The sequence below is a fragment of the Pseudomonas sp. SMSB3 genome (assembly GCF_052041965.1).
GTDB lineage: Bacteria > Pseudomonadota > Gammaproteobacteria > Pseudomonadales > Pseudomonadaceae > Aquipseudomonas.
On the sequence record NZ_JBKGGV010000002.1, the window covers coordinates 313,673 to 330,283 of the forward strand.

General features: G+C 62.2%; 16 protein-coding genes. 10 read left to right on the top strand and 6 right to left on the bottom strand.

Annotated features, from left to right (window positions below):
• Window positions 1-42 precede the first annotated feature (42 nt).
• The gene (locus ACLEJW_RS04685) at window positions 43-963 is read right to left on the bottom strand and encodes a LysR substrate-binding domain-containing protein (RefSeq protein ID WP_440777060.1); all 921 of its coding nucleotides are present in this window, start codon (window positions 961-963) and stop codon (window positions 43-45) included.
• A 160-nt stretch (window positions 964-1,123) separates the two neighbouring features.
• Between ACLEJW_RS04685 and ACLEJW_RS04690 the strand changes: the two genes are divergently transcribed.
• From ACLEJW_RS04690 to ACLEJW_RS04725, 8 genes are all read left to right on the top strand, one after another.
• Entirely contained in the window at window positions 1,124-1,900 is a 777-nt protein-coding gene (locus ACLEJW_RS04690; protein ID WP_145187177.1) for a YqcI/YcgG family protein, read from the top strand.
• A gap of 2 nt (window positions 1,901-1,902) precedes the next feature.
• Window positions 1,903-2,529 (top strand): LysE family translocator, encoded by a 627-nt coding sequence (locus tag ACLEJW_RS04695; RefSeq protein ID WP_145187180.1) that lies wholly within the window; start codon window positions 1,903-1,905, stop codon window positions 2,527-2,529.
• Window positions 2,530-2,568: 39 nt separating this feature from the next.
• On the top strand, window positions 2,569-3,663 hold the full coding sequence (locus ACLEJW_RS04700; protein WP_313455479.1) for a hypothetical protein: 1,095 nt from the start codon (window positions 2,569-2,571) through the stop codon (window positions 3,661-3,663).
• 168 nt (window positions 3,664-3,831) lie between these two features.
• Window positions 3,832-4,512, top strand: a complete 681-nt coding sequence (locus tag ACLEJW_RS04705; protein WP_145187186.1) for a sel1 repeat family protein — start codon at window positions 3,832-3,834, stop codon at window positions 4,510-4,512.
• 97 nt (window positions 4,513-4,609) lie between these two features.
• Window positions 4,610-5,308 (top strand): AzlC family ABC transporter permease, encoded by a 699-nt coding sequence (locus ACLEJW_RS04710; protein ID WP_440777061.1) that lies wholly within the window; start codon window positions 4,610-4,612, stop codon window positions 5,306-5,308.
• Entirely contained in the window at window positions 5,308-5,622 is a 315-nt protein-coding gene (locus ACLEJW_RS04715; RefSeq protein WP_145187192.1) for an AzlD domain-containing protein, read from the top strand. The genes ACLEJW_RS04710 and ACLEJW_RS04715 overlap by 1 nt, the downstream gene beginning before the upstream one ends.
• Window positions 5,619-6,452, top strand: a complete 834-nt coding sequence (locus tag ACLEJW_RS04720; protein WP_440777062.1) for an AraC family transcriptional regulator — start codon at window positions 5,619-5,621, stop codon at window positions 6,450-6,452. The genes ACLEJW_RS04715 and ACLEJW_RS04720 overlap by 4 nt, the downstream gene beginning before the upstream one ends.
• A 74-nt stretch (window positions 6,453-6,526) precedes the next feature.
• Entirely contained in the window at window positions 6,527-6,754 is a 228-nt protein-coding gene (locus tag ACLEJW_RS04725) for a hypothetical protein (protein ID WP_145187198.1), read from the top strand.
• 44 nt (window positions 6,755-6,798) lie between these two features.
• On the opposite strand, the gene ACLEJW_RS04730 is transcribed toward ACLEJW_RS04725, so the two are convergent.
• The 5 genes from ACLEJW_RS04730 to ACLEJW_RS04750 form a co-directional block, all read right to left on the bottom strand.
• A complete protein-coding gene (locus ACLEJW_RS04730) occupies window positions 6,799-7,287 on the bottom strand; it encodes a copper chaperone PCu(A)C (RefSeq protein WP_145187201.1) in 489 nt (162 codons plus the stop codon).
• Window positions 7,287-7,895: an SCO family protein gene (locus tag ACLEJW_RS04735; RefSeq protein ID WP_145187204.1), complete on the bottom strand. Its 609-nt coding sequence runs from the start codon at window positions 7,893-7,895 to the stop codon at window positions 7,287-7,289. The genes ACLEJW_RS04730 and ACLEJW_RS04735 overlap by 1 nt, the downstream gene beginning before the upstream one ends.
• A 195-nt stretch (window positions 7,896-8,090) precedes the next feature.
• Window positions 8,091-8,675, bottom strand: a complete 585-nt coding sequence (nfuA, locus tag ACLEJW_RS04740) for a Fe-S biogenesis protein NfuA (protein WP_138217419.1) — start codon at window positions 8,673-8,675, stop codon at window positions 8,091-8,093.
• Window positions 8,676-8,733: 58 nt separating this feature from the next.
• Window positions 8,734-9,765 (bottom strand): acyltransferase family protein, encoded by a 1,032-nt coding sequence (locus ACLEJW_RS04745; protein ID WP_313303127.1) that lies wholly within the window; start codon window positions 9,763-9,765, stop codon window positions 8,734-8,736.
• A 175-nt stretch (window positions 9,766-9,940) separates the two neighbouring features.
• Window positions 9,941-12,241, bottom strand: a complete 2,301-nt coding sequence (locus tag ACLEJW_RS04750; RefSeq protein ID WP_145187211.1) for a fatty acid cis/trans isomerase — start codon at window positions 12,239-12,241, stop codon at window positions 9,941-9,943.
• Between the two features lie 180 nt (window positions 12,242-12,421).
• Here ACLEJW_RS04750 and metH point away from each other — a divergent pair, with 180 nt between their 5' ends.
• Window positions 12,422-16,129: a methionine synthase gene (metH, locus tag ACLEJW_RS04755; protein WP_313303067.1), complete on the top strand. Its 3,708-nt coding sequence runs from the start codon at window positions 12,422-12,424 to the stop codon at window positions 16,127-16,129.
• Between the two features lie 76 nt (window positions 16,130-16,205).
• A complete protein-coding gene (locus ACLEJW_RS04760; RefSeq protein WP_145187217.1) occupies window positions 16,206-16,424 on the top strand; it encodes a DUF2970 domain-containing protein in 219 nt (72 codons plus the stop codon).
• Window positions 16,425-16,611 lie beyond the last annotated feature (187 nt).

Genomic DNA, 16,611 nt, shown 5'->3' on the forward strand with positions numbered 1-16,611 from the left:
CTAAATAAGAGGATTCTACGCTAGCGCGCCAGCAACGGATGATCAGCCGTACAGATAGTCGATGTCCTTGTAGGCCAGCGCGGGTACCTCGCTGAGCAGAAAGTCGCGCAGCTTGTGCATCTGTCTGGCCTTGGGGCTGTTCTTCAGCCAGGTCATGTAGTAGCCGTCGCCGGTCGACACGGCATGCTTGAATGGCGTCACCAGGCGCCCAGCGCCCAGGTCGGCGGTGGCCAGCACCAGGTCGACCACCGAGATCCCCAGGCCTTGCTGGGCCGCCGAAATGCCCTGGTCGAGGGTATCGAACACCTGGCCCTGGTCGATGCTGATGTCCAGCGCGTCCATGCGGGCCAGCCAGCGCCGCCAGTCGCGCCGGTCCGGCGAAGGATGGAGGAACTCACAATCGCGCAAATCGGCCAGTGCCGGCTGTGCCTGCGCCATGTAGTCGGGATGGCACACCGGGATCAGCCACTCATCGAACAACTTGACGCTTTCCACGTCGGCAGGGAAAACCCCATTGCCCAGCAGGATGGCGCAGTCGTAGGGCTCGGAGTAGAAGTCCACCGAATCGATGTCCATCCATACGCTGGACAGCTGCACCCTGCAGTTGTCTTCGAGCTTCTTGAAACCATCGAGCGCGCGCAGCAGCCAGCGTACGGTCAAGGTCGACGGGGCCTTCAGGCGCAGCCCGTAGCGATCCTGGCGCAGCAGCGCGCAGGCGTTCTCGATGATCTTGAAACCGACCTTGAGCTCCTGCGCCAGCAGGCGACCGTGTTCAGTCAGGCTCAGCTTGGGGCCACGGCGTTCGAACAGATCGCAGCCAAACATCGCCTCGAGGGTTTTGATGTGATGGCTGACCGCGCCCTGGGTCAAGGCCAACTCTTCAGCAGCGCGAGTGAAGGAGCCATAACGCGACGCCACTTCAAAAGCGCGCAGGGCATGCAACGCTTGAATCCGTTCCGACATGATGCCCTCCAAGCATGAGTGAGACTAATAGTAGGTCATAGTTCCACGCGTTTTACAACGTCAGGAGCCTCTCAGAAAATGCAGTTAACTAACAAAGATAATTACGCAACCTGCCTGCATATGAGCTGAATGCTCACTTACTTCTACACCTGGGGAAATCATGTTTACGGGTTATGGAAACTGCTATCGCCTGGACGCGCTAGAGCTGGCCGCTGAACATGTGCGCACTACCGACCATTGGACGCACCACACCATTCAACATTTTCGTGCAGTACTTGCCAACCCTGACTTTCCCTGCCTGTTCGGGCGCAAGGCAGTGGCCGGCGCATCCTGCCACATTCTTTTCGCGCGTGCCGAACAACTGGCCGATGACATTGCCCAGGGCCTGGCCGAATACGTCCGGACCGTCACCCCGCTGCCGGTCAAGCAACGCATCGGCAGTCCACTGGTGGTGTTTCTCGAAACCGCTGCCCACAGCACGCTGGCCGAACAGCAGGCGCTTGCCTGGAAGGTACTGCGCGGGGTGCATGCGCGCGACCCGCACCCTTGGCCGCAGGCCATTCCCACTGACCCGCACGACAGCAACTGGTCGTTCTGTTATGCCGGCATGGCGTTGTTCATCAACATGAATTTCCCTGGCCATCGGCAGATGAAGAGCCGCAACTTGGGTGCACACATTACGTTCGTCATCAATCCGCGGGAGAACTTTGACGAAGTGGCCAACGCCGCTACCGAGAGTGGGCAACGCATCCGCGCCCGCATCCGTGACCGGGTACGGCATTACAACGACGGCGTCATGCCGGAAACCCTGGGCTTTTTTGGCCAGGACGACAACTTCGAATGGAAGCAATACCAATTGCAGGAAGCAGGCTCGCTCAATCCGTCGCGCTGCCCCTTTCATGCCCATGCGACAACCGACACCCTGACCGAGAATTGACCGTGAATACCGCACTGACCCTCACTTATGCCCTCACCGTCCTGCTGCTGATCGCCACCCCCGGGCCGGTGGTCGCGCTGATCGTCAACACCGCAGCCAAGTCCGGCTCGCGCAAGGCCATCTTCACCGCAGTCGGCACCAATTGGGCATCACTGGTGCTGATCGGCGCCGCGGCCTGGGTCATCCTGACCAGCGCCGCCATCGACAAGGCCTGGCTCAGCGGCATGAGCCTGCTGGGCTGCCTGTTCATCGGCTATATCGCCGTAGGGACGCTGCGCGAGTGCCTGCAAGCCCCGGCCGGCGAGGTTGCCGAGCAGCCTGGCAAGGCCGGCCGTGGTGGCCTGTGGCAAGGCTTCATGGTGGGGATATCCAACCCCAAGGACATCATTTTCTTCATCGCCTTCTTTCCGCAGTTCATCCAGATCACCGAATCGTTCAGCAAAAGCATGGTGGTGCTGTCGCTGCTGTGGGTGCTGATCGATTTCGCCGTCCTCAGCCTGTACATCTTCGCCATTGGCAAGATCGCTTCGCAGCGCAGCAATCGCATGATTTCCCTGGCCTCCGGCATCGCCCTGCTGCTGATCGCCGCCGGCGGCCTGGCCTACAACCTCAAGGAGCTGGCCGGCTGAGCGCGGCCAAGCTTGCACGCCTGATCCACAGGAGCGCCCATGACATCGTCCGTTTGCACTACGCACGCTTTGGGCCCCTCCTCGCCACTGCATGAGGATTACCAGCGCTTCCTGCAGCTGGGCCAACGCCGTGCACCGCACAACCTGCAAGTGAACGAGCGCGGCTATCGCTCCGGCACCATCAATACCGATGCCTTGGGCCTGCGCTACAGTCACCTTGCCGGCCAGCGCTTCTGCGCCGCCGAGGCCGATGCAGCACGCCGGGTGAACCTGCTGGTCGGCGGATCCACTGCCCTGGGCATAGGCGCCAGTTGCGATGAACACACAGTGGCCTCGCAGCTCTCGCTGCTGACCGGCGAGGTCTGGCTGAGCCTGGCCGGATGTGGACTCAATGCCAGCCAGGAACTGCTGCTGTTCCTGACCCACCAGCACCGCTTCGATGACGTCGGCCATGTGGTGCTACTGAGCGGGGTGAACACCCTCGCCCATGAAGCACTCGGCGAGGTGCTCGCCGGCCCGCACGATCCACGGTATGCCAAGGCCCACCGGGCGTACCTGAACAGTTTCAACGAAGGCATGCCCGCTACCGGCCCTGCTGTGCGGGAGTCTCTATGGCAGCGCCTGGGCCATGCCCTGGCACCGCGCCGCGATCAGCCTGTGCCCGATTGGCCGTTATCGGCCCCAACTCAACGCCTGGCTCGCGCGGCCGATTGCATTGGTCGGACCTTGCGCCAGTGGGACCGCCTGCTGGCCGACAGCCACACGACCCTCACGTTCATCTTGCAGCCCTTGCTGCCTTGGTGCCGCGACCATCTGCCAGCCGGCGAGCGAGCGATGCTGGCGGCGCGTTCGCAACAACCGGCCAATTTCGAACGTCTGCTCGAGGGTACCTTCGCCAGCCACCTGCAGATGGATTTCTTTCGGCGGATCAAAAGCCAGGCGCAGCCCGTGCCCTGCTACGACATGAACAGCATGCTCAGCAGCGCGCTGGCATTCGATGCAGAGCTGTTCGTCGATCGCTTGCACATGAATGACCTGGGGTATCACGCATTGGCCCAGGTGATCACCGCCAAACTGGGTCTGACCCAGGATCAACACGGGCAACGCAAGGCGCCGCCGATCAAGCTCGTCTGACCAATGCACGCTGGGGTTTCGGTTTAGGCCCGGCCATGGCTAGAATACCCCGTCGTTCCGATCCGCCTGAGGCGTACGTGAAGTTGTGATCTATCATCGAACCGCTCACCCGCACCTGGCAGCCTGCCGGTGCCATTCATTGCTCGGGGCGTGCCTGTGAGCCGCTTCATGTTGGCGTCCGCGCTGGTCATCGCCGCGGCTCCGCTGAGCGCCAGCGCGCTCGACGTACGCATCGATCCGCATGCCGACCTGCTGTACCGCCAGGCCCTGCCCTTGCTCGAACAAGCCGACAATCAGGATGACGACAGTCTGTTGCGCACCTCCGCCGCCGGTGATCCGGAACTCAATCGCCAAGGCCAGGCGATGGCGCGGACATTACCCACGGCCGTGGCCTTGCTGAAAAAGTCAGTCGAGCTGGGCCATCCGGTGGCCCAGTATCGCCTGGCACTGTATTACGCGACCTACCTGCCCGCAGCGCAGATCCCCGATGCCGCCTGCCCGTTGCTGGAGTCCAGCCTCAAGCAAGGCTTTGCTCCACCGGCGACGGCGATCGCGACCTTGTGTCCGCCCTACAACGCCAGCCCGGCCTACCGTGAGGCCCTCGAGGCGGTGCCGGGGATGGCCACACTGTACGCATCCTACTACCCGCAACCCGCCGCACGCCTGGCCTGCAACCGCAGCCAGCCGCAGGGATTGCAGATGCAATGGGGTCGTCAGCGGGACTATCAGGCCGAAGTTTATCGCCTGCTGGGCGACCTGGACCCACAGCACCGGCAATCCTTGCTGCAGAAAGCCGTGGAAATCAACGGCTGCGCTGCTGCGCAACAGCGCCTGACCAGCCAGCGCTAACTCACACGGGCCGGCGGCAAGTAGCAAGATCGTTCAAGCCATTCATCCTTGCGCTCTGGCATGCTGCTCAACCCAGTAGAAACGTGCCATCGCCATCATGCCCAGCAGTCCCGTCATCGCCCGCCAGGCTTTCCTGCATGGCGCCCTTGCTATCCTGCCTTTGTCCGTAGCCGTCGCGCCCTGGGGCCTGCTGGCTGGCTCCATGGCCATCGAAGCCGACCTGAGCCCGTTGCAGGGCCAAGGGTTGTCGGCCATTGTTTTCGCCGGCGCGGCGCAACTGGTGGCCATCGGCATGCTCAAGAGTGGCGCCAGCCTGTTGTCGATCCTGCTCACTACCTTGCTGCTGACCTCGCAGCACCTGCTCTATGGGCTGTCCATGCGCCCGGTACTGTCGAACCAGCCACTGCGCTGGCGGCTGGGCTTGGGCTTCCTGTTGACGGACGAATTCTTCGCCTTGACCAGCCATTACGATGCGCAGCAGTTCAACCGCTGGTACGCGCTGGGCGTTGGCCTCACGTTCTACGTCGCCTGGAACCTGTTCACGGTGGCCGGCATCGTGCTGGGTCAGAATATTCCGCACCTGGACCAACTGGGCCTGGACTTCTCCATCGTCGCCACCTTCGTTGCGCTGATCGCACCGCTGGTGCGCAACCGACCAACCCTGGTGTGTGTCGCAATGTCGCTGGGCTGCTCAGTGTTGTTCACCTACTGGCATTGGGAAACCGCCCTGGTCGCTGCCGGCCTGCTGGGCATGGCGGCAGGCTTCATCTGCCAGAAACTCGCTGGAGGCCGCTGATGATCTGGCTGCTGATTATCGCCATGGGTGTGGTGGTTTTCCTCAATCGCTACGCCTTTCTCGAACCGCGTCTGCCGCTGCGCCTGAGCTCGAATGCCAGGCAGTTCCTCGGCTTTGCAGTGCCGGGCATGCTGACGGCTATCTGTGGCCCGATCGTGTTCATGCCCGACCACCACCTGAACCTGAGCCCATTCAACCCTTACCTGCTAGGGGCAATGGCAGCCATTGCCCTGGTACTGTTGACCCGCAGCGTGTTGCTCAGCATGCTGGTGAGCATGTTGATCTTCTTCGTATTGCGCAGTTGCCTGGCATGAGCACCCATCTGCGCGAGCAGGCCCACCTTTGGCAGGCGCCAGCGCTTGGCGACGTCGAGATGCTGCATGCGCGCTACCTGCAACAACGCTTCGCCCCGCACGTGCACGAGGGCTATGTGTTCACCGTGATCGAGTCGGGCGCGCAACGCTTCTGGCACCGCGGCAGCGAGCATCTGGCACCGGTAGGCAGCATGGTGTTGATCAACCCGGACGAACTGCATACCGGCGCCACGGCCCATGAAGCCGGGTGGCGCTACCGCGGTTTCTATCCGGAGCATGAACGTGTGACCGGCGTGCTGGACGAACTCGGCCTGAGCCGCCACGGCATGCCGCGCTTCCACGACAGCGTCATCCTCGACCCGGCTCTGGCGCTAGCCTTCAGCCAGTTGCACCAGCTTTCAGAGGCTGGCGCCAGCGCGCTCGAGCAACAGACGGCCTGGCGCCAGGCGGTTTTGGCGCTGGTGCAGCGCCATGGCCATTGCGCCGAACCCGCAGCGCCCGGCAAGGAACCGCTGGCCGTCAAGCGCGCGCGGGAACTGCTCGAGAGCCAATTGGCGGACCCGCCGTCGCTGGAGGCCTTGGCCGCGGCGGTCAACTTGTCACCCTTTCACTTCGCTCGCGTATTCCGCCAGGCAACCGGCCTGCCCCCGCATGCCTGGCTCAAGCAACGCCGCCTGGCACGGGCACGCGAGCTGCTCAGAGGTGGATCAGCTGCGGCTGACGTGGCCTTCACCCTGGGTTTTGCCGACCAGAGCCATTTTAGCCGGCAGTTCAAGCAAGCTTATGGGGTGACCCCAGGGGTCTACCGCAACGCTTGCTTGCACAGCTAGCGCCTGCGTCGTCAGGCCCCAGGCAGGCGCGCCCGCGGCTGCTACACTGACAGGGCTAACCGGAGGATCCCATCATGTCCGAACGAGAGCTCACCACCCTCATCACGCTGATGAACCAGCGCCAGGCCTGTTTGAGCAGTGCCTGCAAACAGATCGCCGACTGGATCGACCGCCAGGGCGATGTGCCCGCCGCCGGTAAGATCCGCGCCAGTCTCAAGGCCCTGGAAGCCGATGAGGCTCAGGTGCGCAGGACGCTGACCCAGCTCACCCTCGACAGGCCGCTGCCGCGCTTTCGCAGTTGAGTGCAGTGGCATGAAAAAGGGCCGCTGGTGCGGCCTTTGGTAGATCAGTGATTCATGTGCATGTGTTCATGACTGGCGCCCGCCTCGGCATTGAGCGGTCGTACCTGGGCCTGTACTTGCACCGTTTCCTTGGCGCCCTGGGCATCTTCGATGGTCAGGGTCAGCGGCACTTCGTCGCCCTCCTTGACCTGTTCGGTCAGGCCCATGAGCATCACGTGATAGCCATTCGGATCGAGGGTCACGGCCTTGCCAGCCGGCAGCTCGAGCGCCTTGACCTGCTGCATGCCCATCACATCGCCGTTCATGGTCATCTGGTGCACTTGCACGGTTTTGGCGATCGGCGATGCGACGTCGACCAGCTTGCTGTCGGTGCTGGCGGTGAGGATCATGAATGCCCCAGTGGAAGGCTGCTGCGGCACGCTGGCGCGTACCCAGGCACCGCTGACGGTGGTCTGCGCCAACGCCGGCAGGGCCAGGCCCAACAGGGCAACGGCGGCCAGGCCGCGCTTGATCGGATGCAGTATAGAAGCCATTAGCAAATCTCCATCAGGGTGGCGAGGTCTTCGGCGCATTCCTTGGCGGTCAACGAGTGACCCAGGCTCAGGCGCAGCGTGCCGCGGGTATCGTAGACGTAGCTGGTGGACGAGTGAGAAATGGTGTAGGTGTCACCTGCTGGTACCTTCTCGTAGAACACCTTGAACTCACGAGCGACCGCGTCGATTTCTTCAGGAGTACCGGTCAATGCGGTGAACGACGGGTCGAAAGCCTTGACATAGGCATCGAGCACTTCGGGCGTGTCGCGTTCCGGGTCCAGGGTGATGAATACCACCTGGAATATTTCGCGGTCGCGGCCCCGCAGCAGTTTCTTGATCTGCGCCGCACGCGCCAGCGTGGTCGGGCACACTGCCGGACACTGCGTGAAGCCGAAGAAGATCATCGGCATGGAGCCGTAGAAGCTCGACAAGGTGCGCACATTGCCTTGCGGGTCCTTGAGGCTGAACTTGCGCCCCAGGATCTCGTTGCTCATGTTCTTGCCGTACTTGAACTCAAGCCCGCGAGCTGGATTGCAGCCGGCCAGCAGGCCCAGCCCGAGCACGCCCATCCCGGCAACGACCGCGCGCCGGGTCAGTAGATCAGTCATAAACCATCCTTTACAGGGAAGGTGCCGACCCTCGGGGCGGGTCGGTCGAAAAACCGGGGCATTCTGGCATGACGCTCCGGGGGCTTCTACCCGGCGGAGGCTCGATGGGCACGCAGCCCCGTAAACATGGGCTGCGGCCTGTTGTCGCAGGGGTTGAAACCGTAACACTTTGTTGCTAAGGCTTGCCGGCCAGCATCAGTAGTAGGCGTTCTCTTTCTGCGTGTGGTCCGTCACGTCGCGCACGCCCTTGAGCTCCGGGATACGCTCGAGCAACGTACGTTCGATGCCGTCCTTGAGGGTGACGTCTGCCTGGCCGCAGCCTTGGCAACCACCGCCGAACTGCAGCACGGCAATGCCGTCGTCGACCACATCGACCAGGCTCACCTGACCACCGTGGCTGGCCAGCCCCGGGTTGATCTCGGTCTGCAGGTAATAGTTGATGCGCTCGTTGATCGGGCTGTCTTCGTTGACCATCGGCACCTTGGCGTTCGGCGCCTTGATGGTCAGCTGACCGCCCATGCGATCGGTGGCGTAGTCGACCAGCGCGTCTTCCAAAAATGGCACGCTGACTGCGTCCAGGTAGGCGGTGAAGCTCTTCAACCCTACAGGTTCGTCGTCAGGCTTTTCTTCGCCCGGCTTGCAGTAGGCAATGCAGGTCTCGGCGTACTGGGTGCCCGGCTGGGTAATGAAAATTCGAATGCCGATGCCAGGCGTGTTCTGCTTGGACAGCAGATCGGCCAGGTAATCATGGGCGGCGTCAGTAATGGTTATAGCGCTCATGGAAGTTCCTCACAGACTTGCGGCCAAGTGTACGCCAACCTGGCCGTTCGACAAAGTCCTAGTATTTGACTCGGGATAGTGCCAGGCCCTGGGAACGCTCACGCGGCGCGGTCAGCCAAGCGTGCAGGCGCCGGTACACACCACGCTCCAACCACTGGTAGCTGAACCAGGACATGAGGGCGATGGACGGCACGCACAGGGCGAACACCCAGTACGGATTCAGGTGCAGGCGCTGGCTGGCGAACCAGCCGGCGTAGAGCACCAGCACGTGGATCAGGTAGACGGAATAGGAGCAGTCGCCCAAGGCCTTGAGCACATGATTGCCCTTGAAATAAGGCTCCAGTGCGATGAACGCCAGCACGATCATTGCGCTTGGCAGCCCCCAGTGCAGCAGGCGCTGGGACGCATCCAGGTGATAGATGGCGAAACTGGCGGCGCCCAGCAAGGCCAACGGCAGGCACAGCCCTTCGCGAATCAGCCCGCGGCGGTAGATGACCCCCAGCCCGATGCCCAGCAGAAACTCGTAGATGATGCCGTTGTTGTAGAAATGGCTGAGCACGGTGCGCCCCAGCACCTCACTGACCAATAGCAAGGCAACGGTGACCAGCAGCAGGTGGTGGCGCTGGCGCACCATGAATGCCAAGCCGAACAACAGGTAGAAGAACATCTCGAAATTCAGTGTCCAACCGACGTTCAGGGTCGGGTACAAGCCATAGCCACCGGGGTTTTCTGCGGGGATGAACAGCAGTGACAGCAGCAGATGATGCCAGTCGAACACCTGATGCGGCATCGATTGGCTGAAGCCAAGCAGCAACGCTGCCATCATCGCGGTGTAGAACCAATAGGCGGGCACAATGCGCAGTACCCTATTGAGCAGGAACTGGCTCGGCTCGATGGGTTTGTCACGGGTCGAGAGGTAGATCACCAGCCCGCTGATGACGAAAAAGATATCGACGCCGACGGCGCCCCGATCAGTCAGCAGTTGGCCCACCGGGCCGGTGGCATGGAAATCGAAAAAAATCTGCATGAAGTGATGGCAGACCACCACCCAGGCGGCGAACGCGCGCAGCGCTTGGAGCGAATACAGCATGGAGTACCCTGCAATTGCCGGTGCATTGAGGCGCTGAGCGAGTGCCTAGGCAGGCGCCTTGCGCGCACGCGCGGCGCAAGAACCGCGAGGGCCGCAACGCAGCCCCCCTTGGCAATCGATCAGGACCACCCAGCACGTCCGACCGCAACGTATCCAGAAAGGTCAGCTGGCCCGATCAGAGGTTCTCGTAGCGATTCATGTCCAGCACCCCGGACTCGACCGGCTCGGTTTCCTTGATGAAGGTGTTCAGGTCATGGAAGTACTGCCAGAACTGCGGGTGACTGCGGCGCACGCCCCACCGCATGACGATGCGTTCGAACTTGTCGGCGTCGTCCTTGGCATGCTCCATGTCCTCGACGAATTCCGGCACATCGCTGGCGGGTATGTTGAACATGAAATTCGGATAGCTGCTCAGCACGCCGGGGTACAGTGTCAAGGTATCCAGCCCCGGTTGGTAGCGATAATCCTCACCGAGCAAGAAGGCCACATTGCTGTGCGCGCGGTTGCGCAGCAGGCTGTAGACCTGGCGCTGCCCGCCCTCGCCCTCGATGCGCAGCATGGTTGCCTCGGGCAGTTGCTTGATGACCTTCAGGCCGGCAGCCGGACGCGACACCAAGCGGCTTAGAGACTGCTCGACGTTGCGGAACTGTTCGTTCATCTGTGGTCGTGAGCAGTAGGCACCCTTGCAGCGGTTGATCGGGTCTGGGGCAACGTTGAGGCTGGCGGTGCGCTGCAACAACTTGAGCCCGAAATCGCGTTCGGGGTTGCGCGGGTCGAGCGTGATGCCGCTGGGGGTGTCGCTGTCGATGTCTTCATAGTCCAGCCACATCTTCATCTTGCCACTGTTCTGGTACCAACTGCCCAGCACGTCCGAGCGTTGTTCAGCCGGCATCAGGCGCAGGAAATTGACCTCCGCCCCATTTCGAATAAGGTCGAAGTACAGGCGCGTCTGCAACTGGTGCGAGACGTTGCCGAAGACATCGAAATTGACCGCGAGCTGATAGTAGGTGCGCTCGAGCAACGGATAGTCGAACAGCCACATGGTCAACGGCACATCGCCGACTAGGCCTTTGGTCACCGAGGCGCTGTCGAAATGGCGGAAGATGCTCAGCAAGGCGTTGTCATTGCCGGCCCATAGCGTCTCCCAACCGGGCGCCGGCATGTGCGCATAGGCGTCGCGGCGCAGCTCTTCATAGGCGTTGCGCTTGTCGCGGTAGGCATGCCAGAGGCTCAGCACACTGCCCACATCGTCGATCTGGCCCGGCATCGCCAGCAGTGGCGTGGCTTTGCCGCGGTAGTTGGCATCGGTCACGTAGCGGTCGTAGGCAGGCTCCTGGAACAGCGCCCAGAAATTATCGCGGATCACGTCGGTGGCGATCTGCCCGCGGCACACCGGCCCACGGATGAACGTGCGCACGAAGTACTCGGCGTTATCGAGCATGAACTGATAACGCGCCACCGCAGGGATCGCTTCGAATGTTTCGAACGGGTTGGCCCGGTGCCGCGGCCCATAGCCGGGCAGCGCCGTGGCATGCCAGTCGCCGGCGTAGAACAGCTGCTTGACCCGCTTGAGCTTCTGCGGCCCCATCGGGTAGGTGATATGGGTCTTGTGCACGATCACGCCCTGCACCGGCACCAGCCGATAGTAGAAATCGGTGCCAGGGGGGTCGTTGGGACGGCGGGTGGCGATCAGGTCGACCGGTTTGCCGCTCGGCGTGCGCGAGCGGACCCACTGGAAGAAGTGCCCCTGCTCGCCGCCGACAAAGTGGATGTGGGCCAGGAACAGATGTTCATACAGCCAACGGCCAACCAACGCCTCGGTGGAACCAGGGCGATTGAGCAGCTCTTCCCATTCGGCGATCTGCTTGGCCTCGACGGCGCTCGGCTGAATCGGCTGGTACTCGACCGGCGCACCGGCGGCCAACCAATCGCGCAGGGTGGCGTATTCATGGTCGCTCAGGCCGGTCACCGCCAGCGGCATCCCCTCCTTGGGGTGGGCCCCGGCGTAGGCGTCGAATTCGTGGGGCAGCGGGCACATGTTGTTGCGTGCAATGCCCAGGACGATCTCGTCAGGCAATTTGGCGTTGGGCGTCAGCGGGGTCTTGTGCCCCAGCTCGAGCATGCGCGCCATCAATGCCGCCTGGCTGCCCTGGTTGTCGAGTACCGAATAAAAGCCTTTGTCACGCCACTGCGCTTCGGTCTGCGCGTCGTAGAACAAGCGCGTCGGCGCCACTGCCTTGCTGCGCTCACCCTGATACACCGGCACCTTGCTGGCGCCACGAACTGCGCCCTCGGGGCTGTCCAGCTTGAGCTGGCAAGCAGCATCGTTGCAGGCATGGCAGGCTACGCATTTCTCGGTGAAGATCGGCTGGATATCCCGGGTATAGGAGATGGCCGGGCTCGCCAGAGGGGCTTGTGCAGACGCCACGCCACTGATTAACAGCGCGAAGACGCTGACAAGATTACGAAGCACCATGTGCGAGAAGTCCTGAGAGTTGAAAAAAAACCTGACGATATGCCGTCGTGTTAGCGAGCCCTGGCTATCGACGCCCAGCCAACATGAACAGAATTCATGCATATGGCCAGTGCACCTAAAAACCGCGCAGCTTTGTTATGATTCGGCACCTTCTGATATTCGCCCGACCAGGTAGTTCCTATGTCCGACCGCAGCGCTCGTCTCCAAGCACTCCAGCACGCACTCAATGAGCGCATACTGATCCTCGACGGCGGCATGGGCACTATGATCCAAAGCTATCGCCTGGAGGAACACGACTATCGTGGCACGCGCTTCGCCGATTGGCCAAGCGATGTGAAAGGCAACAACGACCTGCTGCTGCTAAGCCGTCCGGACGTGATCGCGGCGATCGAGAAAGCCTACCTCGACGCCGGTGCCGACATCCTCGAGACCAACACCTTCAACGCCACGCAGATATCCCAGGCCGACTATGGCATGGAATCGCTGGTCTACGAGCTGAATGTCGAGGGCGCACGCATCGCCCGCCAGGTGGCCGATGCGAAAACGCTGGAAACGCCGGACAAGCCGCGCTTCGTTGCCGGGGTGCTCGGCCCGACCAGCCGCACCTGCTCGATCTCCCCCGACGTCAACGACCCAGGCTATCGCAACGTCACCTTCGACGAGTTGGTGGAAAACTACATCGAAGCGACCCGCGGCCTGATCGAAGGCGGCGCCGACCTGCTGCTGATCGAGACCATCTTCGACACCCTCAATGCCAAGGCGGCGATCTTTGCCGTGCAGCAGGTGTTCGAGGACGAGGGTATCGAGCTGCCGATCATGATCTCCGGCACCATCACCGACGCCTCCGGGCGCACCCTGTCGGGTCAGACTACCGAGGCATTCTGGAACTCGGTGCGTCATGCCAACCCGATTTCGGTGGGCTTGAACTGTGCGCTCGGCGCCAAGGACCTGCGCCCGTACCTTGAGGAGTTGGCGACCAAGGCCGACACCCATGTCTCCGCGCACCCGAACGCCGGCTTGCCGAATGCCTTCGGCGAATATGACGAAACCCCGGCCGAAATGGCCGCTGTGGTCGAGGAGTTCGCCGCCAGCGGCTTTCTGAACATCATCGGTGGTTGCTGCGGCACCACCCCCGGGCACATCCAGGCCATTGCCGAAGCGGTGGCCAAATACCCGCCGCGACCGATTCCGCAGATCGCCAAGGCCTGCCGCCTGTCGGGCCTCGAGCCGTTCACCATCGATCGCCAGTCGCTGTTCGTCAACGTCGGCGAGCGCACCAACATCACAGGTTCCGCCAAGTTTGCCCGGCTGATCCGCGAAGAAAACTACACCGAAGCCCTGGAAGTGGCGCTGCAGCAGGTCGAGGCCGGCGCCCAGGTGATCGACATCAACATGGACGAAGGGATGCTCGATTCCCAGGCGGCCATGGTGCGCTTCCTCAACCTGATTGCCGGTGAACCGGATATTTCCCGCGTGCCGATCATGATCGACTCGTCGAAGTGGGAGGTCATCGAAGCGGGGCTCAAGTGCATCCAGGGCAAGGGCATCGTCAACTCGATCTCCATGAAGGAAGGCGTCGAGCAGTTCAAGCATCATGCCCGCCTGTGCAAGCGCTACGGCGCAGCGGTGGTGGTCATGGCGTTCGACGAGGTCGGCCAGGCCGACACCGCCGCGCGCAAGAAGGAAATCTGCCAGCGCAGCTACGACATTCTGGTCAACGAGGTAGGATTCCCGCCTGAAGACATCATCTTCGACCCGAACATCTTCGCCGTGGCCACTGGCATCGAGGAGCACAACAACTATGCCGTCGACTTCATCGAGGCCTGCGCCTACATTCGTGACCACTTGCCCCACGCCTTGACCTCCGGGGGCGTGTCCAACGTGTCGTTCTCGTTCCGGGGCAACAACCCGGTGCGCGAAGCCATCCACTCGGTGTTCCTCTACCACGCGATCCAGAATGGCCTGACCATGGGCATCGTCAACGCCGGCCAGCTGGAGATCTATGACGAGATCCCGGCGGCGCTGCGCGAAAAGGTCGAGGACGTGGTGCTCAACCGCACCCCTCACGGCACCGACGCCTTGCTGGCGATCGCTGACGACTACAAAGGCGGTGGCGCCACCAAGGAAGTTGAAAACGAAGAATGGCGCTCGCTGCCTGTCGAGAAGCGCCTGGAGCACGCACTGGTCAAAGGTATCACCGCATTTATCGTCGAAGACACCGAGGCCTGCCGCCAGCAATGCGCACGCCCGATCGAAGTCATCGAAGGCCCGTTGATGAATGGCATGAACGTGGTGGGCGATCTGTTCGGCGCCGGCAAGATGTTCCTGCCGCAGGTGGTCAAGTCGGCGCGGGTGATGAAGCAGGCGGTAGCCCATCTGATTCCGTTCATCGAGGCCGAGAAAGGCGACAAACCCGAAGCCAAGGGCAAGATCCTGATGGCGACGGTCAAGGGCGACGTGCACGACATCGGCAAGAACATCGTGGGCGTGGTGCTGGGCTGTAACGGTTACGACATCGTCGATCTGGGCGTAATGGTGCCGGCCGAAAAGATTCTGCAAACCGCCCGCGAGCAGAACTGCGACATCATCGGCTTGTCTGGCTTGATCACGCCGTCGCTCGACGAAATGGTGCATGTCGCCCGCGAAATGCAGCGTCAGGATTTCCACCTGCCGCTGATGATCGGCGGCGCGACGACGTCCAAGGCGCACACCGCAGTCAAGATCGAGCCTAAATACAGCAACGATGCAGTCATCTACGTGACCGATGCCTCCCGCGCGGTGGGCGTGGCGACCCAGTTGCTGTCCAAGGAGCTCAAGCCAGGCTTCGTCGAGAAAACTCGCCAGGACTATGTCGAGGTGCGCGAGCGTACCGCCAACCGCAGCGCGCGCACCGAGCGCCTGAGCTACGCCCAGGCCGTGGCGAGCAAGCCGCAGTACGACTGGGCCAACTACCAGCCGGCCGTGCCCTCCTTTACTGGCGTCAAGGTGCTGGACGACATCGACCTGCGTAAATTGGCCGAGTACATCGACTGGACACCGTTTTTCATCTCCTGGGACCTGGCAGGCAAGTTCCCACGCATCCTGACCGACGAGGTAGTGGGCGAAGCCGCCACCGCGCTGTATCAGGATGCCCGTGAAATGCTCGACAAACTGATCGATGAAAAGCTGATCAGCGCCCGCGCGGTGTTCGGCTTCTGGCCGGCCAACCAAGTCGCCGATGACGACATCGAAGTCTACGCCCAGGATGGCCAAGCGCTGGCCACCCTGCATCACCTGCGCCAGCAAACCATCAAGCCTGATGGCAAGCCGAACCTGTCCCTGGCCGATTTCGTGGCGCCGAAGGCCAGCGGCGTCACCGACTATGTCGGTGGCTTCATCACCACCGCCGGTATCGGCGCCGAGGAAGTGGCCAAGGCCTATCAAGACAAAGGCGACGACTATAGCTCGATCATGGTCAAGGCGCTGGCCGATCGTCTGGCCGAGGCGTGCGCCGAGTGGCTGCACGAGCAAGTGCGCAAAGAGTATTGGGGCTACGCCCGCGACGAGCAGTTGGACAACGAGGCGCTGATCAAGGAGCAGTACAGCGGTATCCGCCCTGCCCCAGGCTATCCGGCGTGCCCGGATCACACCGAAAAAGAAACCCTGTTCCGCCTGCTCGACGGCACGGGTATTGGCCAGACGGGCCCGAGCGGCGTGTTCCTGACCGAACACTTCGCCATGTTCCCGGCTGCAGCGGTCAGCGGTTGGTATTTCGCTCATCCACAAGCGCAGTATTTTGCCGTGGGCAAGGTCGACAAGGACCAGATCGAACGCTACAGCGCCCGCAAAGGTCAGGACATCAGCGTCAGCGAGCGCTGGTTGGCGCCGAATCTGGGCTACGACAGCTGAATGGCTGAGGCCTGCTCAGCCAGGGCGTGAATTGCCTATACTGCTCCTGACCACCTGCAAGTGCTCAGGAGCGACCATGGACGACCCCGACCAAGGCAAACCGCCGACCTTCTGGCAGATGCTGCACAGCGTACTGGCTGCCGCCCTGGGCGTGCAGAGCGGCAAGAACCGCGCCCGGGACTTCGGTCATGGCAAGGCCAGCCACTTCATCGCCATGGGCACGCTGTTCACCTTGGTGTTCATTGCCGTGTTGATCGGCTTGGCGCAGCTGGCCCTGCACCTGACGGCGCGCTGACAAATTGCCTGGCAAACGAAAACGCCCACCGCAAGGGTAGGCGCATGGATTGCTGCAGGGTTCGGCTCAGGTCACTGATGGCTGACCCAATACACTGCCGTAACCACCACCAGGACGATCAGGCACAGGATCGCCCAGGCATCGACGCTGCTGTCAGCTTTGCGGACCTTGGTTGAGTTTCCCATTG